20 protein-coding genes and 1 pseudogene are annotated in these 20075 nt (G+C 61.2%); 7 read left to right on the top strand and 14 right to left on the bottom strand.

Translation table 11 applies throughout. The features are described from left to right. Window positions 1–588 precede the first annotated feature (588 nt). Both PO883_RS25095 and PO883_RS25090 read left to right on the top strand, forming a co-directional pair. On the top strand, window positions 589–1053 hold the full coding sequence (locus tag PO883_RS25095; protein WP_289312180.1) for a cache domain-containing protein: 465 nt from the start codon (window positions 589–591) through the stop codon (window positions 1051–1053). Between the two features lie 221 nt (window positions 1054–1274). Continuing rightward, complete coding sequence (locus PO883_RS25090; protein WP_289312179.1) at window positions 1275–1442, top strand: porin; 168 nt, start codon at window positions 1275–1277, stop codon at window positions 1440–1442. Window positions 1443–1577: 135 nt separating this feature from the next. Here the strand turns inward: PO883_RS25090 and PO883_RS25085 are convergent, their stop codons facing one another. Further along, window positions 1578–2159, bottom strand: coding sequence for a hypothetical protein (locus PO883_RS25085; RefSeq protein ID WP_289312178.1), 582 nt, complete (start codon window positions 2157–2159; stop codon window positions 1578–1580). Window positions 2160–2400: 241 nt separating this feature from the next. Between PO883_RS25085 and PO883_RS25080 the strand changes: the two genes are divergently transcribed. Then, complete coding sequence (locus PO883_RS25080) at window positions 2401–2928, top strand: porin family protein (RefSeq protein WP_289312177.1); 528 nt, start codon at window positions 2401–2403, stop codon at window positions 2926–2928. Between the two features lie 52 nt (window positions 2929–2980). Then, window positions 2981–3361: a nuclear transport factor 2 family protein gene (locus PO883_RS25075; RefSeq protein WP_289312176.1), complete on the top strand. Its 381-nt coding sequence runs from the start codon at window positions 2981–2983 to the stop codon at window positions 3359–3361. A 30-nt stretch (window positions 3362–3391) separates the two neighbouring features. Here the strand turns inward: PO883_RS25075 and PO883_RS25070 are convergent, their stop codons facing one another. The 8 genes from PO883_RS25070 to queE form a co-directional block, all read right to left on the bottom strand. Beyond that, on the bottom strand, window positions 3392–4582 hold the full coding sequence (locus PO883_RS25070; RefSeq protein ID WP_289312175.1) for a serine hydrolase: 1191 nt from the start codon (window positions 4580–4582) through the stop codon (window positions 3392–3394). After that, window positions 4579–5784, bottom strand: a complete 1206-nt coding sequence (locus tag PO883_RS25065) for a DUF418 domain-containing protein (protein ID WP_289312174.1) — start codon at window positions 5782–5784, stop codon at window positions 4579–4581. Before PO883_RS25065 ends, PO883_RS25070 begins: the two co-directional genes overlap by 4 nt. Then, complete coding sequence (locus PO883_RS25060) at window positions 5781–7058, bottom strand: FAD-binding oxidoreductase (protein WP_289312173.1); 1278 nt, start codon at window positions 7056–7058, stop codon at window positions 5781–5783. The genes PO883_RS25065 and PO883_RS25060 overlap by 4 nt, the downstream gene beginning before the upstream one ends. Then, on the bottom strand, window positions 7051–7968 hold the full coding sequence (gene ldcA, locus PO883_RS25055; protein ID WP_289312172.1) for a muramoyltetrapeptide carboxypeptidase: 918 nt from the start codon (window positions 7966–7968) through the stop codon (window positions 7051–7053). Before ldcA ends, PO883_RS25060 begins: the two co-directional genes overlap by 8 nt. Beyond that, complete coding sequence (locus PO883_RS25050) at window positions 7965–8891, bottom strand: alpha/beta fold hydrolase (RefSeq protein WP_289312171.1); 927 nt, start codon at window positions 8889–8891, stop codon at window positions 7965–7967. Before PO883_RS25050 ends, ldcA begins: the two co-directional genes overlap by 4 nt. A 148-nt stretch (window positions 8892–9039) precedes the next feature. Continuing rightward, window positions 9040–9552 (bottom strand): tRNA adenosine(34) deaminase TadA, encoded by a 513-nt coding sequence (gene tadA, locus PO883_RS25045; RefSeq protein WP_167094237.1) that lies wholly within the window; start codon window positions 9550–9552, stop codon window positions 9040–9042. After that, the gene (gene queD / locus PO883_RS25040; protein ID WP_054262350.1) at window positions 9545–9991 is read right to left on the bottom strand and encodes a 6-carboxytetrahydropterin synthase QueD; all 447 of its coding nucleotides are present in this window, start codon (window positions 9989–9991) and stop codon (window positions 9545–9547) included. Before queD ends, tadA begins: the two co-directional genes overlap by 8 nt. Before the next feature lie 8 nt (window positions 9992–9999). Beyond that, window positions 10000–10635, bottom strand: coding sequence for a 7-carboxy-7-deazaguanine synthase (gene queE, locus PO883_RS25035; protein ID WP_289312170.1), 636 nt, complete (start codon window positions 10633–10635; stop codon window positions 10000–10002). A gap of 208 nt (window positions 10636–10843) precedes the next feature. Here queE and PO883_RS25030 point away from each other — a divergent pair, with 208 nt between their 5' ends. Together PO883_RS25030 and PO883_RS25025 are read left to right on the top strand one after the other, a co-directional pair. After that, entirely contained in the window at window positions 10844–11686 is an 843-nt protein-coding gene (locus tag PO883_RS25030) for a sensor histidine kinase (RefSeq protein WP_289312169.1), read from the top strand. 131 nt (window positions 11687–11817) lie between these two features. Then, on the top strand, window positions 11818–12849 hold the full coding sequence (locus PO883_RS25025; RefSeq protein WP_289312168.1) for a GGDEF domain-containing protein: 1032 nt from the start codon (window positions 11818–11820) through the stop codon (window positions 12847–12849). Window positions 12850–13368: 519 nt separating this feature from the next. Here the strand turns inward: PO883_RS25025 and PO883_RS25020 are convergent. The 3 genes and pseudogenes from PO883_RS25020 to PO883_RS25010 all read right to left on the bottom strand — a co-directional run. Then, window positions 13369–15333, bottom strand: a pseudogene (locus tag PO883_RS25020) (Tn3 family transposase); the annotation flags it as partial. A 480-nt stretch (window positions 15334–15813) separates the two neighbouring features. After that, a complete protein-coding gene (locus PO883_RS25015; protein WP_289312167.1) occupies window positions 15814–17091 on the bottom strand; it encodes a hypothetical protein in 1278 nt (425 codons plus the stop codon). A gap of 237 nt (window positions 17092–17328) precedes the next feature. Further along, window positions 17329–17724, bottom strand: coding sequence for a RidA family protein (locus PO883_RS25010; RefSeq protein ID WP_289312166.1), 396 nt, complete (start codon window positions 17722–17724; stop codon window positions 17329–17331). 137 nt (window positions 17725–17861) lie between these two features. Here PO883_RS25010 and PO883_RS25005 point away from each other — a divergent pair, with 137 nt between their 5' ends. Further along, on the top strand, window positions 17862–18794 hold the full coding sequence (locus PO883_RS25005; RefSeq protein WP_289312165.1) for a LysR substrate-binding domain-containing protein: 933 nt from the start codon (window positions 17862–17864) through the stop codon (window positions 18792–18794). 18 nt (window positions 18795–18812) lie between these two features. Here PO883_RS25005 and PO883_RS25000 read toward each other — a convergent pair whose 3' ends face one another. Beyond that, window positions 18813–19427 (bottom strand): hypothetical protein, encoded by a 615-nt coding sequence (locus PO883_RS25000; protein ID WP_289312164.1) that lies wholly within the window; start codon window positions 19425–19427, stop codon window positions 18813–18815. 18 nt (window positions 19428–19445) lie between these two features. After that, a complete protein-coding gene (locus tag PO883_RS24995) occupies window positions 19446–19898 on the bottom strand; it encodes a DUF4034 domain-containing protein (RefSeq protein ID WP_289312163.1) in 453 nt (150 codons plus the stop codon). Between the last annotated feature and the right edge of the window lie 177 nt (window positions 19899–20075).

The following is a 20075-nucleotide window of genomic DNA, read 5'->3' as shown; positions in this document are numbered from 1 at the left end:
ACTGCTCACTTCGCCTGAGTAAAGTCTGCTTTCGCCACGTCAGAGCCGGCCGTCAGCTGTTGGCTTGTATTTTAAATCAACATTATATGAATAAGCAGAGTGACTTTATTGAGGGTTGGTAACGTCTATTACTCAACTCCAGCATCATGGCCTACTGGCCTTTGACAGGAAGAATTGGCGAACTACTCAACTTCTCATTGCGCCACGCGCTATCCCGGGCTCCTTCCCGATACAGATCCCCCCCCACTACCCTGCTGAATAGTCGATAGGCACGGTGCGGCCAAGCCGAGCACGCATGGCGCTGGAGTCGCTGGCCGCTTACCTCCTTCGCACCGCAGCGATCCAAAAAAAACAACAGTGCACCTCATATTTGTCGCAATTTGCCTGAATAAATGTAAGACTGAAACATCTTGTCGTTCCATACCTGCCGAATTGATGTCGACATACATCCGACCGCGTCCGGTCAAGATTGATGGCATCCATGATTTTAATAATGCCTCATATTCTTCGTCACCAGACATTGATATTGCAGCGCCCAACCGGAACGAATCAGGCCCTTGCTTTTATCCGTAACATACAGGAGAAATCATGATTATTAATAACATGCTACGTACCGCCAGCGTCCTGCTGATTTCAGCGAGCTTGCACAGTTCTGTATTCGCTGCCGAGCGCGGCATCGCTGAAGAGGCAACGGCTCTCGTCAAGAAAGCGGTCGCTTATCTCGAGGCCAATGGCAAGGACAAGGCATTTGCCGAATTCAGTAACCCAAAAGGCGCATTCGTCGATCGTGATCTGTATATCTTCGTCATCGACATGGACGGTATGGAGTGGGCCAACGGCGCTAACGCCAAGATTATCGGCAAAAATGTGCTCGAACTGAAGGACGCCGATGGCAATACCATGGTCAAGAATTTTATTAAATTGGCCAGTACTAAAGGAAAGGGATGGATCGATTACAGCTGGCCTAATCCTGTGACGAAAAAGGTTGACAAGAAATCCACTTATCTTGAAAAATCCGGTGACGTTCTTGTCGCCAGCGGAATCTATAAATAGCCGTCACATCTCGGACCGGATAGCGCTGCTGGTGCAAAGGCCGGGCAAATCTGACAGACGCATGGTGCGCCAGGCGGTACCGGCCTGTTCACCTCACAATGAAACTCGTCAGGACATCGTTCCCGGCCGCCATACGCTCGTGGCATGACGTTGTCTGAAGAAGTCGCCGAGACCTGGACAACAGTGCCAGTAAATATTCAACCGATTTGCAAGGAACTACCATGAACAAGTATGTCTTCGCCGTGTGCGGAATTTTTTGCAACGTTGCCATGGCGCAAAGCAGTGTCACAGTGTATGGCGTGGCTGACGCCGCTCTCGTCAAAGAATCCGGCGGTGTTGCAGGCGGCGGGGACCGGGCTTTTAATGTTGGCATGCGCCATAGTTTCTAGCCTGAGTTTCTACAGGGGCCACTGTGTAGTTGGTGACGAATCATTCAGGTGGCGATGAATAGTTGGTGAATCGCGCGCGCATGGCAGCCCGGGTTTTGATGGCCGTGGGCGGCCTGGCTGGAATTCGCCCTCCGGCTATGTGCGCTTGATACCGAAATCGCTCGCCTTGATTTTCGCCATTCGCCCATCCGGGTGATGCCAGACAATGCCTTCGATGACATGCTCGCTCAGATAGTCGCGCAAGGCGTCGAAGGTGCGCGGGCAGTCCGGCAATTGGTCCTTGCCGTGCGCGACCAGGATATGCTCGGTCAGGCGCTCGGGATTGGCGCCGTGGCGGGTGCCGATTTTCGGCCCGCACACTTCATACGTACCATCGGGAACCGGGCCGCCGCCGAACAGCGTGCGCGCGCCCCACTCAACGCCTTCGATAATACGCGCCGAATCGGGTCCGACTGCGGGAACCCAGCCCGGCCAATGGCCGGTCGCCTCATCCGCCGCCGGCTGCGCGGGCAGGAAATCGGCGGGCGGCGTGCGCCCCGCTTTGGCGTCGTAGCGCTTGAAAATGGCGCCATCGGCAACCATGACCGCCATGCCGTCCCACTTGCGCGTTGCCATGCCTTCGCCAGCGGCCACCCACTCGGCCCCGGGCACGACCTCGTCGCGCACCTGGCGGTCACCATCGTAGTTGCGCTGAAACAGCGAGACGATTTTCTTCATATGATCCTTTGACGTGTCGCGATAATCGGGTCGCGACTGCCCGCATAGCCTGTATTTTCATGTCGGACAAAGCCGCTTTATGCATATATGCACTGAAAAGACAGACAGCAAACCGTCTATTTATCAGGCAATATTGCACGAATAACAGAGTTGACATTATCGCTATCAATCCGGTTATAATTCCACGTAGCAATAGCCAATTCCTCGTCAGGCTATCGCACCAACTTTACCAGGATAAATTATGCGAATGATGTACAGCAGCGCCCTTCTGGCGTTGGCCGCCGGCTTTTCCCTGTCCGCTTCGGCGGCTCCCGATGGCGCCGGCGCGTATGCAGGCACCTTGATCGGCCAGGCTAGGGCGTCGAATAAGCAGATCGAACGCGACAATGTGTCGTTCGGACTGCGCGCCGGCTATCAGTTCAACAGCACCGTGGGCGTCGAAGTGTTCACCAACACGCTCAGTTTCATCGAAGCGCCGTATTATTTCGAGCACAGGCACGAGGCTTTCCCCGAGGAGCATTATGGCGTGGCCGTCACCGGCGCCGTTCCCCTGGGCGGGCGTTTCAGCCTGACCGGCCGCGCCGGCATCGGCCGCACCAAAATGCACGCAGCGTCCCCGCGCTACAGCGATTACAACGAAACCGATCCGAGTATTGGCGCGGGCGTGCGCTTCTCCTTCACTCCGCACCTGTCGATCAATGCGGAAGCGATGCGCCTGACCAAAACCAAGGTAACGGTACTCTCGACGGGATTTCGCTACCAGTTCTGAACTTTCAAAAACGTCGGGATGCACTCCCGGCGTTCTTTATCAGGGGAACACCATGCACGACAAGGAAGCGCAAAACCGCATCATCGCGTTGGAAGAACAGCTGCGCCGCGCCATGCTGGCGTCCGACGTCGAGGCGCTCGAGCGCCTCATGTCGCCCGGCCTGCTGTTTACCACCCACATGGGCCAGGTCATCGGCAAGCGGGAGGATCTCGACATGCACCGTTCCGGCTTGCTCAAATTCACCGCGATTGGGGCGGCGGAGCGCCAGATCGTGGCCGACGCGCGCCTTGGCGTCATCTCGGCGCGCATGAATCTGGTGGGCAGCTTCGGCGCAGCGCCATTCAATCTCGACTTGCGCTGCACCCGCACCTGGCGCGCGCCCGACGATGGCGGACAATGGCAGATCGTCGCCGGCCACATGAGCCTCGCGTGAGCAGCTATTCCCGGCGCCGCTGATCATGAGTTAAAGGCACAAGCGCAGTGTCGTGCAAAACACATTGATAACGTCAACACCGAGCATGGGAGACTGGAAGAGTTTATGCTCGCCTGGCACGATTTTTTGCGCCATCGGTTGCGCCAGTTCCAACCCATTTTCACTGTTGGTCAGCATCACAAAGCCATCCCCCGTTCGGACCGAGGCGATGACGAAGGCGCGATAACCGGTATTATTCCCCCATTGCCAAATAGAGACATCGTCCCGATCGCGCTCGATTCCCCAACCCAAGCCCCAGCTGAGACCAAGGCCGGGCTCCACCGTGACCGGCGATGCGCTTATCTGTTTGATCAAATGGTCATCGTTCAGCAGCGTGACGAGGAATTTTCCATAATCCGCCGCACTGGTGTAGAGCGAAGCGGCTGCAATCGGGCGGTTCCACTGAATTGTCGCTCTCGGCGCCCCGTTCGCTTTGGTCCCGGGCAGAAGGTTTTGCGCGATTCGTTCATTCCATACGAAGTCGCTGTGATTCATGGCCAGCGGCTTGAATACCTGGGCGCGCATGAATTGATCCAGTGGCTGACCGGTGACCGCCTCCACCGCCCGCTGCAGCAGCACGTAAGCTTCCCCTGAATATTGCCATTTTTTTCCGGGAGTCGAATCGACCTTCAGGGGCCCGGAAGCCCAGTTCGGCAATCCTGAGGTGTGATTCAGAACCATCCGGACGGTAATTGCCTGAAGACGCGTGTCTGCTACCAGTTCGGAAGGCTCCTCTTTCAAAGGATTGAATTGATGCCGATAGCCTTGCGGCAGATAGCTCATTACCGGAACGTCAAGCGCCAATTTCCCTTGCTCCACCAGCTTCAGCACCGCATACGCAAAGACCGGCTTGCTCAGCGATGCCGCTTGAAAAACGCTGTCCGGAGCCAGCGTCGAAGCTGGCAGGCAGCCAGTCGCGGATTCGATGGAATCAAGCTGCCGGTTCTTGATAACGGCCACCGCCACACCACAAACATGATGCCTTTCCGCAAGAACTCTTAAGGTGTCGCGCACACTCCCCGACGTCAAATCCGCCCGATTGGAAGCGGCGCAGCCAGCCAGCAATGTCGATATTAGCGGCATCAACAGCAGGAAACCGGCATGCCGGGCCAATACGGCACCTGGCGTGGACCTAAGCACGCGTGAGGGTTGCATGTCTACCTTTTCTTTATCGAGACTCATCTGCCTGCCATTCCGTGTTCCGGGGACGGCCCCGTAAAGCGGCGCCACAACGCTTCCACAGGGCCATGACGATGGGACCGCATCCACCAGCGGCTCAGCAGCACCTGCACGATCATGATCAGCACGCACACGCCGATCAGCGCGCCGTGCGACAGCGTCGCCCCGAGGCCAAGGCCGGCCCCTTGCAGCAGCAAATCGCACAGCAGCGACTGCACCAGGTAGTTGCTCAGCGCCATGCGGCCGACCGCGTCGAACCACTGCGCCAAAGCAGCCGCCACCCGGCCGGAGGCGCACATGAGCGCCGCGACGTAGCCGGCCGCCAGCAGCGGGCCGGCCACTTCGACCAGCATCGACACCAGCGCCGCCAACGGCGCGCCTGCCATGGGATTGATCGCATCGCGCAGCGCGGCCCAGCCCCATAACAGGTTGACCGGTACGCCGACCCATAGCGCGGCCAGCAGTACCTTGCGCCACAGTGCGCGGTGGCGCTGCGGATGCGTGAGCCAGCCCAGGCGCGCGCTGACGACGCCCATGAGAAACAGGAGCGCCACCTTGGGCAGGAAAAACAGCGAACTGACCAGGTTGTTCCAGAAATCGACCAGCCGTTCCTGCGCAATCGCCATCAGCGTTCCCTGGCTGTACACGGCATGCGCGCGTGCGCTCTCGCCCATGGCCCAGGCGATGACGTCCGGCGTCATCGTCACCAGTTCGTATGTGTAGGACGCCGTGAACAGCATGACCGCCACATTGAGCGCGACCACCCGGCGCAGCGCAGCGACGATATCGGCCAGCCTGCGCCCCGCCTGCGTCACTAGCCAGAAGCCGCAGACCGCGTACACGGTCAGAATATCGCCGAACCACAGCAGGGTGCCATGCAGCAGGCCGCATCCAAGCAGCCAGGTCATGCGGCGCAGGTAAGTCGTTTTGATCTTATGGAGCTGGGGGCCAAGGGCGCGCCGCCCGCCCGTCTGCAGCGCGAAGCCGGCGCCGAACAGGAAAGCGAAAATGGGATAAAACTTCTGTTCCGCAAAAGTGGCAATCAGGAACACCACCAACTTGTCGGCAAGCGCCGCCTGCTCGCCCAGAACGCCGTAACGCGACAGGCCGCTGCCGAACGTGAAGCCCCAGACGTTGATGAGCAAAATACCGAAGACGGCCATCCCGCGCAGCGTATCGATGCGCGCCGAACGCACTACCTTCATTGGCGCATCCAGTCGCGCAATTCGTAATACCAGTACGTCAGCTGCGCGGCAGCCAGCCCCGCCGGCCCGCCCGCGAACGGCAAGCCCCAGTCGGAAAAGCGCGCCAGCGCGGCGCCGTCACCGGCAATCGCGGCGGCGATGACTTCGCCGGCCAGCGTGGTCGGCGCCACGCCGTGGCCGCCGAATCCCATGCCGTACCACAGCCCGTCCGGCAGGCGCCCGATCTGCGGCATCTTGTGGCGCGCGTAACTCATCATGCCGCTCCACGCATGCTCGACGCGCACGCCCGCCAGTTGCGGGTAGACCTTGAGCATATCCTGGTGCAGCAGGCGCGCCACGTCGGCCCCGCTGCGCTCGCGCACCGCAATCCGTCCGCCCCACAGCAGGCGCGTGTCGGGCAGCGGGCGGTAGTAGTCGAACGCGAAACGCGTGTCGTAGACCGCCGCACCGGTGCGCATTGCCGTGCGCAGGCGCTCGCCCAGCGGCTCCGTCACCATCACGTAGGTGGCAATCGGCAGTATCGCGCGCGACAGCTTCGGAAGCAGCTTGTCGATGTAGCCGCCGCAGCACACCACCACCTCGCGCGCCCTGACGCTGCCGGCGGCCGTGGTCACGCGCCAGCCTGCGCCGTCGGCGACAATCGCTTCCACCCTGCTCTCTTCATGCACGCGCACGCCGTTCTGGGCCAGCACGCCCGCCAGGCCCTGCGCATATTTCAGAGGATGAAAATGAAACGCGGCCGGCTCGAACAGGCCGCCGAAGTAGCGCGCCGAATCGAGCTTGTCGGCCAGTTGCGCGCACGACAGGCGCTGCCATTCGACGCCCATGCTCTCGCTCATGAAGCGCTGCTGCTCGTCGAGCAGGCGGGCGTCGTCGAACCAGTTGGCCAGGTACACGCCGTCTTCCCTGGCGTCGCAGTCGATGCCATATTGGGCGATGCGGTGGCGGATGCGCTCCACCGCGGCCAAGGTCATGTGATACAGCGCGCGCGCTTCCTCCACGCCGGCGCTGGCGGCGAGGCTGCGTTCGCCCTGCGAAAAGCCGCCGAACACAAAGCCGCCGTTGCGCCCCGACGCCCCATGGCCGACGCGCTGCGCATCGAGCAGCACGATGTCGCGCACGCCGCGCTCGATCAATCCGATGGCCGTCGCCAGCCCCGCGAAGCCGGCGCCGACGATGCACACGGCAGCGTCATGCCGGCCAGCCAGCGGCGCATGGTGCTCGCCCGGCGAGGTAGACCGGTAGTAGTCGCCTGCCCCGACGGCGTCAGTCATGGGCGACGGTCGGGTAGTCGTTCATGGTCAGCGTGAAGCCCGCCTCGTCGGAGCACACATGGGCACGCGCGCCGAAAGGGATCGTGGCGCGGTGCGGCGTGTGCCCGAACGGCAGCCCGGTCAGCACGGGAATCGGCAGCGTGGCGCGCAGGTAGGCCAGCATGGCGGAAAAATCGTAGCCGTTATCGGCCGGCGTGAGGCGGTAGCCGGAAAATTCGCCCAGCACCAGCGCCTTCTGGCGCCCCAGCACGCCGGCCTGCAGCAATTGCAGCAGCATGCGCTCGACGCGGTAGGGATGCTCGTTGATGTCTTCGACAAACAGGATGCCGTCGTCGATGCGGGCAAACCACTCGGTGCCCAGCAGCGAGACGAGCATGGCCAGGTTGCCGCCCCAGATCGTGCCTTCCACCTGCGCGACCGGGTTGCCGCCGGCGCAGGCGCGGATCGTGTGGCACGGCCCGCGCAGGCAGCGCCAGAAGTCGTCCTGCGTGAAGGCCACCGGCTCGGCGGCGCCGAAGTCGCTGTAGAACATCGGCCCGGCGTAGCTTTGCGCACCGGTCTTGGCCATCAGGCCCATATGAAAGGCGGTGAAGTCGCTGTAGCCGACAAAGATCTTTCCGCTGTCGGCCATGCGCGCGAAATCGATCTCGGGCAGCAGGCGCGTGAGCCCGTACTGGCCGCGCAGCGCCATCACCACCTGCACCTGCGGGTCGTTCGCCGCGGCGTTCAACTGCGCCAGGCGCGCCGCGTCGGTGCCGCCGAAGCGCTGGAACACCTTGTCGGCCTCGAAGTAGTTGTGGACGGTGTGGCCCTGCGCCGTGAGGGCGGCGATGCCGCGTTCGATGGCCGCGTTGTCGCTGCCGTAGCCGCTCGGCGCGACGATGGCGATGCCGATGGGTTGTGAGTTCACTGTTTTTCGAAAAGCCGCGCTGTGGAGTCGGGACTCATCTTACCGTGCGCGTGCGCATCGATCAAGGCAAGCAGCCGCTCGATCAATTGCGGCGGCAGGTCGTGGCCCATGCCTTCGATGACTTCGAGGCGCGAGTCGGGCACCAGGCGCGCGCTGTCCGCGCCGCAGGCCAGCGGCACCAGCGGATCGGCGGCGCCGTGAATGACCAGCGTACGTACGCGGATCGACTGGAGCAGTTCGCTGCGGTCGCCCGAGGCCGCAATGGCCACCAGCTGGCGCGCCACGCCGCCCGGACAGACATTGCGCTGGATGGAACGCGCGATACGCTCGCGCAGCAGCCGCTCGGGCGTGGGATAGGCCGGGCTGCCGATCACGCGCATCGCATGGACCATGTGCGCGACCAGGCTGTCGAGGTCGCTGGCATTGCGCGGCGGGCGCGTCAGCACCGCGCGCGCTTCCCTGGTCGGCCCGGGCAGGCCGCGCCGGCCGCTGTCGGACATGATGGAGGTCAGGCTGATGACGCGTGCGGGATGGCGCGCCGCCAGGATTTGCGCGATCATGCCGCCCATGGAAACACCCACCACATGGGCGCGCGCGATGCCGAAGGCGGTCAGCACGCCGAGCGCGTCGTCGGCCATGTCGGCCAGGGTGTAGGCGCTGCGCAGCGGCCAGCGCAGCCGTTTCTTGAGCCAGGCCAGCGCCAGGCTGGGCGTGCCGGCGTGGTCGAATTTGGTGGATAGCCCGCTATCGCGGTTATCGAAGCGGATCACGTAGAAGCCCAGTTCGACCAGGCCATCGACGAAGTCGTCGGGCCAGGCGGTCAGCTGCATGCCCAGGCCCATGATCAGCAGCAGCGGCGTGTCCTTGGGGTCGCCTGCAGTTTCGTAGGCGATCCGGATCCCGTTGGCGGTAAGAATAGGCATGCTCAGGGTGCCTGCTTGTGATTGGTAAGGTCGCGCGGCGCGCAATGCCTGCCGCAGGAGGCGCTTGACCGCAAACCAGCATACCATTTTTGTGCAAGGGTCGGCATACGGTGCGCACCGTGGCGCAGGCCCCGAGCGTATGGCGCCGCTATTGCAGCGCACCATCCTGCGCGCCTGGCGCCGCCTGTGCCGCCCGCCGCGCGGCCTGGGCCGCCTGGCGCCGTTCGGCGAAAAAGGCGCGCAGCATGGCGCTTGCTTCCTCCGCCATCACGCCGCCAAGCAGTTCGGTGTGGTGGTTCAGCTGCTCTTGCCCGAACAGATTGAGCACCGAGCCGCAGGCGCCGGTCTTGGGGTCGGGCGCGCCGAACACCACGCGCGCCAGACGGGCGTGCATCATCGCGCCCGAACACATCGCGCACGGTTCCAGCGTGACGTACAGCTCGCAGCCGGGCAAGCGGTAGTTGCCCAGCTTGTCGGCGGCGGCGCGCAGGGCGACGATTTCCGCGTGCGCGGTCGGGTCGTGGCGCCCGATCGGCTGGTTAAAGCCGGTGGCAATCACTGCGCCATCCTTGACCACCACCGCGCCGACCGGCACTTCGCCCAGACTCCATGCATGTTGCGCCTGTTCCAGCGCCAGTTGCATGAAGGCTGGATCAGGCATCGGTAATCTCTGCCCAGCAGTTCGGGGTTTCATGCAGCACCAGTTTATGCAGGTGCAAGCCGGTGCCGAAGCGGTCGGTGTAGGCGGCCTTGAGGATGTCAAAGGCGATCTGGGCCAGGTTTTCGACGGTCGGAATGCGGTCGATCACGACTGTCTTGTGGCCCGGCAGCGACGCCAGGAAGTCGCGCACCTTGTCGTCTTTTTCGTAGACCAGGAAGGCATGGTCCCAGACATCGACCAGATGTTCCTTGGCCAGCGCCTTGATATCGGAAAAATCCATGATCATGCCGTTGTCGGAATTGCCTTCGGCCTGGATGACGGCGCCGGTGAGCGTGATTTCGAGCGTGTAGCGGTGCCCGTGCAGGTTGCGGCACTGGCTTTTGTGGTCGGGAATGCGGTGCCCTGCATCGAATTCGAGCTTGCGTGTGATGGTGAGCATGAAGTGCTTTAAGGTATCTGTAAAAGTTTATGGGTTTGCAAGCTCAGCTTCCACTTGGGATGGCGCTTGCAGGTCTCGATGGCGAGACGGGTGTTGTGTTCGCCGAGCGGGCCATCCATCGGCTGCACGAAGAAATTCTCGAAATCGAGTCCTTCGTAGGCGCCCAGGTCCTGGCCGGTCTGCGGAATGACGACCTTGAGCTCGTTGCCCTTCTCCACCACCAGTTTCGACCCCATCTTGGGGCTGACGCAGATCCAGTCGACCCCGGGCGGGACCGGCAGGGTGCCATTGGTTTCGATGGCGATCTCGAACCCAACGGCATGCATCGCGTCGATCAGGGGCGCGTCGAGCTGGAGCAGCGGCTCGCCGCCGGTGAAGACCACATATTTACCGTGCGGGTAGGACGCGGGCCACAGGCTGTCGATCAGCGCGGCCAGGGCGGCGCCGGCAGCGAACTTGCCGCCGCGCTCGCCGTCGGTACCGACGAAATCGGTATCGCAGAAGGTGCACACGGCGCTGGCGCGGTCGCTTTCGCGCCCGGTCCACAGGTTACAGCCGGAAAAACGGCAAAACACGGCGGGACGCCCCGCGTGCGCGCCTTCTCCCTGCAGGGTGTAGAAAATCTCTTTAATGCTGTAAGTCACTTGATTGTCCTAATCGTCAACCCTCCATTATAGCAAGGTCGCGTGGATCATCCGGAAATCACGAAAAATGATGCCGTTACGACAGATACATTCCGAAATGAAATAGAGTTGACCAGAGACAATATTCGTGAAGATCGTGCGGAGTAACTTGATCGGAGTCGGCTTGGTTTTGTCGGATTAGTCTTGTCAGATTCTTCGGAAGGTTCTCATGCATATTACGCCCACCGCCCTGCTCGCCCTGGTTTGGATGCTGCTCATCGGCTGGGGCTTTTACGCCCTGCTGCAACGCCACCTGCGCCTGGACGACCAGCTTGCCGACAAGGAAGCCCAGCTCTCCATCGAACGCCACGCGCGCGACGTGGCCGAACTGGCGCTGGCCAACACCCATCTGTCGCTGTGCCAGTTGAGCAAGGAACAGGAAAACGTGCGCGAAAGCGAGCGCCAGCGCATCGCGCGCGACATCCATGACGACCTCGGCCAGAATTTGCTGGCCCTCAAGATCGACCTGCAACTGCTGCACGTGAGTACCACCGGCGCCCATCCCCTGATTACCCAGAAAGTCGACTGCATGATCGGCAACCTCGACAACACCATCAAGTCGTTGCGCGCCATCATCTACGACTTGCGGCCGGTGGTGCTGGAAGCCGGTTTCCAGAGCGCGATCGAGTGGCAGCTGAGCGAATTTACCCGTATGCACGGCATCCGCCATGCCTTCACGGCCGACCCCGCCGCGCTGGACGCGCCGCCGGATCCCGAGCGCGATGCCATGCTGTACCGCATCGTGCAGGAAGCGCTGTCGAACGTGGCGCGCCATGCGCATGCCACCGAGGTCGAGGTCAAGCTGCAGCGCTTCGGCGACATGCTGACCCTGCGGGTGGAAGACAACGGGGTCGGCATGGTGGCCATTGGCAACGGGCGCGGCTGCGGGCTGCCCGGCATGCGCGAACGGGTGCGCGCCATCGGCGGCTGCTTCGCCATCGACAGCCTGCCCGGCAACGGCACCCTGCTGTCGGTATCGATCCCCTTGACGGTTGCAATTGCCGCACACTAAAAGCGCGATCGCGCGCACGCTTGCGCTTTATCAATAGAACGGCGGTCCGCCAGAGGCAAAATTAAGTCTTGTCGGCAATTAATATTTTGCCTTCAGGATACATCTAACAGGGGCGGCACATGATGAGCAGAATGAAACACCACAGCGCGACGGCGCAAGGCATTCCTGACCAGGAACGCGCGTTCGCCTACAAGCTCATGGAAATGCTGGCCGTGCCCGCCTTTGTGCTGGACACGGAGCGGCGGGTGATCATCTGGAACCGCGCCTGCGAGCGCCTGACCGGGGTGCAAGCGGAGGAAGTACTGGGCACCCAGGATCACTGGCGCAGCTTTTACCGGGAAGCGCGGCCGACCCTGGCCGACCTGGTGGTGCAAAACCGCAGCGACGAACTCGATTCGCTGTATCCGCACGCCGCCCGGAGCCGCCACGTGGCCGGCCAGTTGGGCGCGGAAAGCTGGTGCGACATGCCGCGCGGCGGCGAACGGCGCTACCTGGCCACCGACGCCATTCCGATCCTGGACGAGCACGGCAAACTCGAAGCGGTGGTCCAGACCCTGCGCGATATCACCGAGGAAAAGGCGGCCCAGGTCGCGCTGGAACAACTGGCCACGCTCGACGGCCTGACCGGCCTGGCCAACCGCCGCTGTTTCGACACGACCCTGGCCGCCGAATGGGCGCGCGCCCTGCGCCAGAAGCAGCCGCTGTCGCTGCTGATGGTCGATGTCGATAATTTCAAGGCCTACAACGACGCCAACGGCCACCTGGGCGGCGACGAATGCCTCAAGCGCATCGCCAGCGCCGTGGCCAGCGAAATGCGGGCCAACGACCTGGTGGCGCGCTACGGCGGCGAAGAGTTTGCCGTGATCCTGCCGAACCAGTCGCTCAAGGGTGCGGCCATCGTGGCCGAGCGCATCCGCTGCCGGGTCGAGCAGCTCAAGGTGCCGAACGGGCGCGGCGCCAACGACCACGTGACGGTGAGTATCGGCGCGGCCACCGCGATTGCCTCGTGCGACACCACTGCCTGCCAGTTGGTGGCCACCGCCGACGCGGCCCTGTACCGCGCCAAGCACATGGGCCGCAACCGGATCAGCCTGCCGGCGACCGAGCCGGACATTGCCGCCACGGCGCGGCCGGACAGCCACGCGGCCATGAACGCGTCTTGAGTTCGGGCGATGCCGCGCGCGCGGCGCTCAGGCCTGGCGACCCGAAGATGAGCACCGCCTCGTTTTCCGCATGGCGGCACGCGTGCGTGACATCGTCGACCTTGCCCCGCGATAGGCAGACCGGCCGCACCTGGCGCCGTACGTACGGCCTGCGTCACGGCAACGCCGCATCGCTCGGACGCCCTGCCCCGGCCCTCGATGCAACACCGCACCCGGCAAAGCGGGCAGTGTACGTTGGCGCTGCCACCGCCGGCGCGGTCCATCTAAACCGCCTCATCGAGCAGCGCCGCCGAACCGAGCAGGTGCAGCAGAAGCGCAAATGTGGAGCACAGGTCGCTTTATGACCATGCCGATGATCTATGGCGATGCATCGGAAGCTTTGCACGCGACACTGTACGGCGCGACCTTCCACATTTGTTCAACATCCGGGCAGCCCCACAGGACGAGCAAGGCCTTGCTCGAGATAAGCACGAAGCATCGGCGGCACTTTATCTCATGGCTGGTGGTGCAATGTGTCCATTACTTGACGTTGCGCCAACGCTCGGAGGGTCCGCTCCTGCAACGTGGTCTGCCGCTTCGAGGGTAGCGTTCAAAAAGGCTGCTGTCGAAGTAGGGGCGCCTACAGAATTCGGAAAAAATAGTACGCTCATGATTTCCGCCTGTCCGACGCGGCCGGAATCCTCCCGCTTCATGGTTTCGGCTCTGCCGCCATACATAGTCACCGGTCAGGTTAATGTGCTCCCAGCCCAACGGCGAGAGGTATCGCAGCATGCTGTCGTCGGGCAGCTTGCCCGCTGCGCGCAATGCTTGCGTGGCCCGTTCAAGCTACACGGTATTCCACAGCACGATAGCGGCCGTCACTAGGTTCAGTCCGCTGGCTCGGTAGCGCTGCTGCTCGAAGCTCCGGTCCCGGATCTCGCCGAGCCGGTGGATGAAGACCGCCCTCGCCAAGGCGTTACGCGCTTCGCCCTTGTTCAAACCCGCATGCACGCGTTGGCGCAGTTCAACGCTTTGCAGCCAGGCCAAGATGAACAGCGTCCGTTCGATGCGCCCCAGCTCGCGCAGCGCGATCGCCAAGCCGTTCTGGCGCGGATAGCTGCCGAGCTTGCGCAGCATGAGCGACGCCGTCACGGCGCCATGCTTGATTGACGAGGCAAGGCGCAAAATGTCGTCCCAATGGGTGCGCACATGCTTGATGTTCAGGGTGCCGCCGATCATGGCCTTCAGCCCAGGATATTCGCCAACTGCTCCAGGAATGTACAGCTTGGTGTCGCCCAGATCTCGGATGCGCGGCGCGAAGCGAAACCCTAGCATGTGCATCAGCGCGAAAACATGGTCCGTGAATCCGGCGGTGTCTGTGTAGTGCTCCTCGATGCGCAGGTCCGACTCGTGGTAAAGCAAGCAGTCGAGCACATAGGTCGAGTCCCACACGCCGACGTTGACCATCTTGGTACTGAACGGGGCATAGTTGTCGGCAATGTGCGTGTAGATCATCTTTTCCGGTTCGGTGCCGTACTTCGGATTGACGTGGCACGTGCTCTCGGCGCGGCCGCCGGCGCGGAAGCGCTGCCCATCCGACGACGAGGTGCCGCCGTCGCCCCAGTTCCCGGCGAATGCATGGCCCAGCTAGGCGTTGACCAGATCGGCCAGAGCGGCCGAATAGGTTTCATCCCGAATATGCCAGGCTTGCAGCCACGACAGCCTGGAATGGCTCGCGCCGGGGCTCGACTCCGCCATCTTCGTCAGACCGAGGTTGATCGCGTCAGCCAAGATCGCCGACCGTAGCAAAGTCTTGTTCTGAGCCCGCGCAGCGCTTTTGAGGTGCACGAAGTGGCGGGTGAGCCCGGTCCATTCATCCACATCCATCAGCAGTTCGGTGAACTTAATACGCGGCAGCAGATTGCCGGCTTGGTCGATCAGCACCTGGGCCGACTCGGGTACCACCGTGTCTTGGGGCGTGATTTTCAGACCGGTATCGGTGATGATCGCGTCGGGCAGCTCGTTGGCCAGCGCAAGTCGATTGACCGTGGCCAGTTGCTGGTTTAGTAAAAGCACGCGTTCGGGCAGGTACTGGTCGAGGTCCGGGTTGATGGCAATCGGCAGCGCGCGTGCCAGTCTGAGATACCTGAACTTGGCTGCTGGCAGCAAATATTCCTCAAAATCCCGGAACTGGCACGAGCCATGCACCCAGATGTCGACGGAACGTAGCGCGTTCTTCAGCTCCGACAAAACGCAGATCTCGTAGAAGCGGCGATCGATGCCCTCGCGGGTGATGACCAGCGGCTTCCAACGTGCTTTGACGAATGCGATCGGGGCGTCGTCCGGCACCTTGCGCGATCCCGTTACATTCATTCTGCGCAAGATGTCGATGGCGCCCAGAACTGCCTGCGCCGCCGGCGCCGCGTTCAGCCTGAGCACGTCCAGCAATTCCGGGGTGTAGCGCCGCAGCATGCTGTGGTGGTCGCCGATCAGGTGCAGTCCATCCTTGCCGCGCTGAGCGGCGGCACGTCCAAGGCCTCCGCTTGCCGAACCTTTGGCGTCAAACGCACCACGTTAACTGAAACAATCGCGCGGATTACCGGCGCCGGGTCAACATGAGTAGCTTACGCACCTCGAAAGTGGCGTGACGGATGGCGCACCGCTCGATACTTTCCGCAACCGAACGGGACAGCTTAATGGCATTCTCGGAAAGTCAGGATGACATTCGCGACGTTGCAGTCGTACATCGATTCGCTGCGCAACTCCGCACTGGGCCATTGAGTCCGAAGCTATGAGCGCTTACAGATGTTGTTCGACCATGTATTTTCTCCAGGGCTAGGCTGGTATAGCATGGAGACGAGCATCGGTAACTTGGTGCGGTAACATTTCCCCATAATCGAAGAACTATTTCGAATTTTGCAGATGCCCTGGCACAGTCTAAACTATACAAGCGCGCCACGTTCCGACCACGCCTTGTAACAGTATTTATGCGTCGCACACTGCTCCGCGCACAGGCTTCTCCACGATCTTCAAAACGGACCTACACCTACAATCTGTCGGACGCAACGGTGCTTTGCTGCAGCGGGCCACTTCATCTTGTATCTCTTTCTTCCACAAGGCTTCGATTTTCCCCGCCTCTTTTTCACGAAGGCGCGACATTGCCAACTGATCAGCTGCACGGCGCGCCCATTCTGCCTCCAGTTCCTTCAGTCGACGCGCCTTCGCAGCCTTTTCGGCATCAAGGCCTTTCTGCACATCAGCTATTTTTTTATCCAGGACTGCTAGCCTTTCGGCTAAGTCACCTAATTTTTCGATCTGGAGCCAATCAGCGTACTTGTCCCGACATTGCAGCTTGCGCCGCTCATCCTGTAGGCGTTCTTTATCTCGGTCAACAACTTCATTCTTGTCTACGACCAAAAGGCATACTTGACGAATTGTGCAAAAGCAGTTGAAGTCATTTTCTCTCGTCGGCCCATCAAACCGCATCCTGCGTTTTAGCAACTCGGACATTTCGGTCTGCTTTTTTGTTAGCTTGTCTTTGAATTCGTCTTCAAGCTGGTTCTGTTCAGCCTTTGCGTCTTCCTTCATCATCCGCGAAACGCGCTTCGCAGCACGTTCATTCAGGGTTTCCTTGGTAGTGTCCTTATCACCCTCGCGACTGCATACCTTCGTCTGCCCACCGTTAAAGCAGTAACCCACACCTGTTTTTGCCCCATTGTTAAATTCTCCGTAGAACCCACTACCATTCACCTTCCATTCCATTCCTTCACCAGTCAAACGCGTACCGTTAAACTTACCGATAACGATGTCGCCATTCGGGTACTCCATCGTCCCATACGCCAATCCATTCCCGAAGCTGCCAGTAATTACTCGCCCATCCGGATAACTCATACGTCCCTTCCGCAATTGATCATGGTCGAAGTCGCCTGCGTGTACCCGTCCATCCCTAAAACGCAAAACGCCGCTATGGGCAATCCCACTTCCTCGATACAACGTACCGTCGTACATTCCTCCCATTAATGGATGGCCCTTGACTTCATAAAAAGAAGAGAGATCCGGCGCACATCCCGCAACAGCGGCTAGGAAGAATAGAAACAGAAGCTTTTCAAAGCCTAAAGCAATACCATGACTGGACAATAGTTGATAAAACGATATGCCTGGCACGCTACATTGCCGACGAAGGAATGGGGCCAACAATGACAAACGAGTCGAAGCTGAGTCGCACTGAGTAGTCATGGAAAGCCCATTAATGGAATTATTCAAGATAAATGTCAATATAGCACAATCAAATTCAAACCCGGCGATCGGATATTTCTGCAGGTGACTGTTCAGTCCCTATGATTCCCAAAGTCAACGGATCGGATTGAAACAGTGTAAGCAAAACCGCTCTGGCTTTGAAGAGTGGCCAGCTACGGATGGGTACATGATCCCGCGGGTCCCAACACCGGCCGAAACCCGACTTATCGCGGCAAGCTCGGAGGTGTTTCAGGGGTACTCACATCAACTCCCGACGTGCGGACGGACAGCGGCGATAGCCTCGATTTCGATCATGGCCGCGGGATCGTACAGGGCTTTGATTTCGGCAATCGTATCGGCCGGGTAGGGTGCCGCAAAGAACTGACGGCGCAGTTCCACAACCTCCTTGAAGTTGCCCATGTCGGTCAGGAAAATGGTGACCTTGATGACGGCGTCAAGACCCGAGCCGCCGGCTTCGAGCGCGCGCCTGAGGTTGGCGAACGCCTGCTCGCCCTGGGCCCGGAATCCGCCGGCGACAATCTTGCCATCGTCGCCGGCGCCCGCCTGGCCGGAGACGAACAGCAGGTTGCCGAATTTGATCGCTTGCGAAAGCAGGAAGGGTTCGTAATTGTCTGGCTGGGTGATGATTCGTTCGAGCATGATGTTCTCCTTGTGTCACGGTGATCGATGGGTGTCCGGCGCTCTCGGCGCCGCAGGGAGACGATAGGCGTAGCCCGTCATGTTGACAAACGGTGATTCGTCAGGCATAAGGTGAATTATTTTCACCTGTAGGCACGATGCGGCGACTTCCCCCACTCTCGGCACTGCGCGCGTTTGAAGCGGCAGCCCGCCATGGCAGCTTCAAGAACGCTGCCAATGAACTCGCCGTCACGCCGACCGCGATCAGCCATCAGATTCGCGCTCTGGAGCAATACACCGGCCTGACGCTGTTCGAGCGACAGGTGCGCAAGGTCGCCCTGACCGACGCCGGGCAGGAGCTGTATCCGGTGCTGCGCGACGGCTTCAATGCTTTCGAGACAGTGCTGCAGCGCCTGGCAGTCGGACAGGCACGCCGCCGGGTCATCATCTCGGCGACCAATGCATTCATGGCGCGCTGGCTGGCGCCCCGGGTGGCGGACTTCCGAACCTCGTACCCGGACATCGATCTGGAGCTGTACGCATCCGATCAGGCAATCGACCTGGAGTCCGGCGTCGCCGACATCGCGATTCGCTACGGGCGAGGGCCGTATCCAGGCATGGTAGCGGAGCCGCTGTTCGCCGACAGCTTCGCACCGGCGTGCAGCCCCCGGCTCGGGCCATTGACACAGGCGGATCTCGACCAGGTCCCCTTGATCGATTTCAGGTGGACCCGCGACCATCCGCTCAACCCTACGTGGAAGAACTGGTTCGCGGCAGCCGGCCTGCCGTGGAAGACACGCCACGGCCAGCTTCTTTTCTCGGACGAAGACCATGCGATCCAGGCGGCATTGGCCGGCCAGGGGATCGCACTGCTGAGCCTTGCGCTGGTGGCCGCCGACATCGCGGCCGGGCGCCTGGCGCAGCCGTTCGGCCCGAGCATGCCCGGGCATACCTATCATCTGGTTCGAAGTGCGGGCCATCTGCACGGGCCGCACGTCGACTCGGCATTGGCATGGCTGCGCGGCCAGGCCCGCGGACCGACCACGCCCTTGGCGCTGCCTGACGACGCGGATGGCTGCGCTAAGCCGTGATGTCGCGGCGGACCAGGTTCAATCGCACTCCACGTCGCCGGAGTCTTTAAACTCGAAGCAGCGCGGCAGCGTGCCGGTGTCGCTGTGTTTGGCCAGCGCCATGCAATAGGCGTAATTGCGCTTGCTTCCCCAGAACGCAGGCTCGACGCCGGCGCCCAGCACGTCGAGCTGCTTCTTGAGGTAGCTCGCATCGCTGGCGATGCAAGCAAACGTGCCGAGATAGTTTCGTGTGCGCTTTTCATCGAACGTGGCCAGGATATCCTCGAAGCCGGTCTTCATCCTGGCCCAGCTGACGTCGCCGGACGTGAACATGTCCCCCGCTTGCGAGTGCGTCCAGTGCATGCGCGTGTACATGGTTTGTCCGAGTCGTTCCTTGGTCAGTTCGACCGCGCGCTCAACGACGTCGTTGAACTCCTCCTTGGATCCATGCCACCGTTCGGAGTGGTAGCGCGCCGCCTCATAGTGCAGATCCATATAGTAGGGGGCGAGCGCGACCCCCTTCTCATACAGGGCATCGAACTTTTGCGCCGTCTCTCCCTGTGCCAAGCCAACGTTCAGCATGGCGGCATACCAGGCCGGATTGGTCTTGTTGGCCGGAGCGAGGGCAGCGAGCTGCGCCTTGGCCGATGCCATCCGGAGCTTGAATAATTTTCACTCCGCCGGGCTGACTGTCGGCGCGTAACCTGTTCCGCGCGCAAACCAGGCATATTTGGCGGTGAAGAACGCCAACGCCAGCTTGGGCGCTTGCGACCTGGGCGACGCCTTGCGCCAGGCGCGCAAGGAGGCCTCCTGGCTCCGTGCGGTGTCCTCCGTCACGGGCGTGGAACCGCAGGTATCGAAAGACTGCTCAATGCCTTCGAAAAACGCCTGCAGCGAGGAAATGCTGTCGGCAGTCATCGACTTTTCTTCCAGATATCTGGCGTACAAGGCGTCCAGTTTTTTATAGTCCTTTTCCTCGAAAAGCGCTTGTACCTCGTCGACCACAACATTCGTCGGCCGCGTGCGCTTGCTTGCAGTGCAAGCTGCGTACGCCGACTGGATGGATACGAGCAGCACGAAAGACCATGCTGAAATACGGGATAAATGTTGCCAGGATGGGGTCATGAAAGAGTCGTGTGGGCAAACAGCGTGTGTCCGCCAGGGTGAAGTAAAGGCATCGTGTCCGATGAACTATTGAGTATCCGGCAAGCATTCTACAGTGCGCCGCATCGTCGTCTGCTGCCGCTGGACCGGGACCACATCAAGCCGGCGACGATGTTCGGCTGCACAGCCGACACGCCG

The sequence above is a fragment of the Massilia sp. DJPM01 genome (assembly GCF_030348125.1).
Lineage (GTDB): Bacteria > Pseudomonadota > Gammaproteobacteria > Burkholderiales > Burkholderiaceae_D > Telluria_A > Telluria_A frigida.
The sequence above is the reverse complement of the archived record's forward strand: the minus strand, read 5'-3'. Positions and strand labels throughout refer to the sequence as shown.

Excerpts from the sequence above, each read along its gene's own strand:
- PO883_RS25095 (WP_289312180.1), top strand. The coding sequence starts at position 589 with ATGATTATTAATAACATGCTACGTACCGCCAGCGTCCTGCTGATTTCA.
- PO883_RS25090 (WP_289312179.1), top strand. The coding sequence starts at position 1,275 with ATGAACAAGTATGTCTTCGCCGTGTGCGGAATTTTTTGCAACGTTGCC.
- PO883_RS25085 (WP_289312178.1), bottom strand. The coding sequence starts at position 2,159 with ATGAAGAAAATCGTCTCGCTGTTTCAGCGCAACTACGATGGTGACCGC.
- PO883_RS25080 (WP_289312177.1), top strand. The coding sequence starts at position 2,401 with ATGCGAATGATGTACAGCAGCGCCCTTCTGGCGTTGGCCGCCGGCTTT.
- PO883_RS25075 (WP_289312176.1), top strand. The coding sequence starts at position 2,981 with ATGCACGACAAGGAAGCGCAAAACCGCATCATCGCGTTGGAAGAACAG.
- PO883_RS25070 (WP_289312175.1), bottom strand. The coding sequence starts at position 4,582 with ATGAGTCTCGATAAAGAAAAGGTAGACATGCAACCCTCACGCGTGCTT.
- PO883_RS25065 (WP_289312174.1), bottom strand. The coding sequence starts at position 5,784 with ATGAAGGTAGTGCGTTCGGCGCGCATCGATACGCTGCGCGGGATGGCC.
- PO883_RS25060 (WP_289312173.1), bottom strand. The coding sequence starts at position 7,058 with ATGACTGACGCCGTCGGGGCAGGCGACTACTACCGGTCTACCTCGCCG.
- PO883_RS25050 (WP_289312171.1), bottom strand. The coding sequence starts at position 8,891 with ATGCCTATTCTTACCGCCAACGGGATCCGGATCGCCTACGAAACTGCA.
- tadA (WP_167094237.1), bottom strand. The coding sequence starts at position 9,552 with ATGCCTGATCCAGCCTTCATGCAACTGGCGCTGGAACAGGCGCAACAT.
- queD (WP_054262350.1), bottom strand. The coding sequence starts at position 9,991 with ATGCTCACCATCACACGCAAGCTCGAATTCGATGCAGGGCACCGCATT.
- PO883_RS25030 (WP_289312169.1), top strand. The coding sequence starts at position 10,844 with ATGCATATTACGCCCACCGCCCTGCTCGCCCTGGTTTGGATGCTGCTC.
- PO883_RS25025 (WP_289312168.1), top strand. The coding sequence starts at position 11,818 with ATGAAACACCACAGCGCGACGGCGCAAGGCATTCCTGACCAGGAACGC.
- PO883_RS25010 (WP_289312166.1), bottom strand. The coding sequence starts at position 17,724 with ATGCTCGAACGAATCATCACCCAGCCAGACAATTACGAACCCTTCCTG.
- PO883_RS25005 (WP_289312165.1), top strand. The coding sequence starts at position 17,862 with ATGCGGCGACTTCCCCCACTCTCGGCACTGCGCGCGTTTGAAGCGGCA.
- PO883_RS25000 (WP_289312164.1), bottom strand. The coding sequence starts at position 19,427 with ATGGCATCGGCCAAGGCGCAGCTCGCTGCCCTCGCTCCGGCCAACAAG.
- PO883_RS24995 (WP_289312163.1), bottom strand. The coding sequence starts at position 19,898 with ATGACCCCATCCTGGCAACATTTATCCCGTATTTCAGCATGGTCTTTC.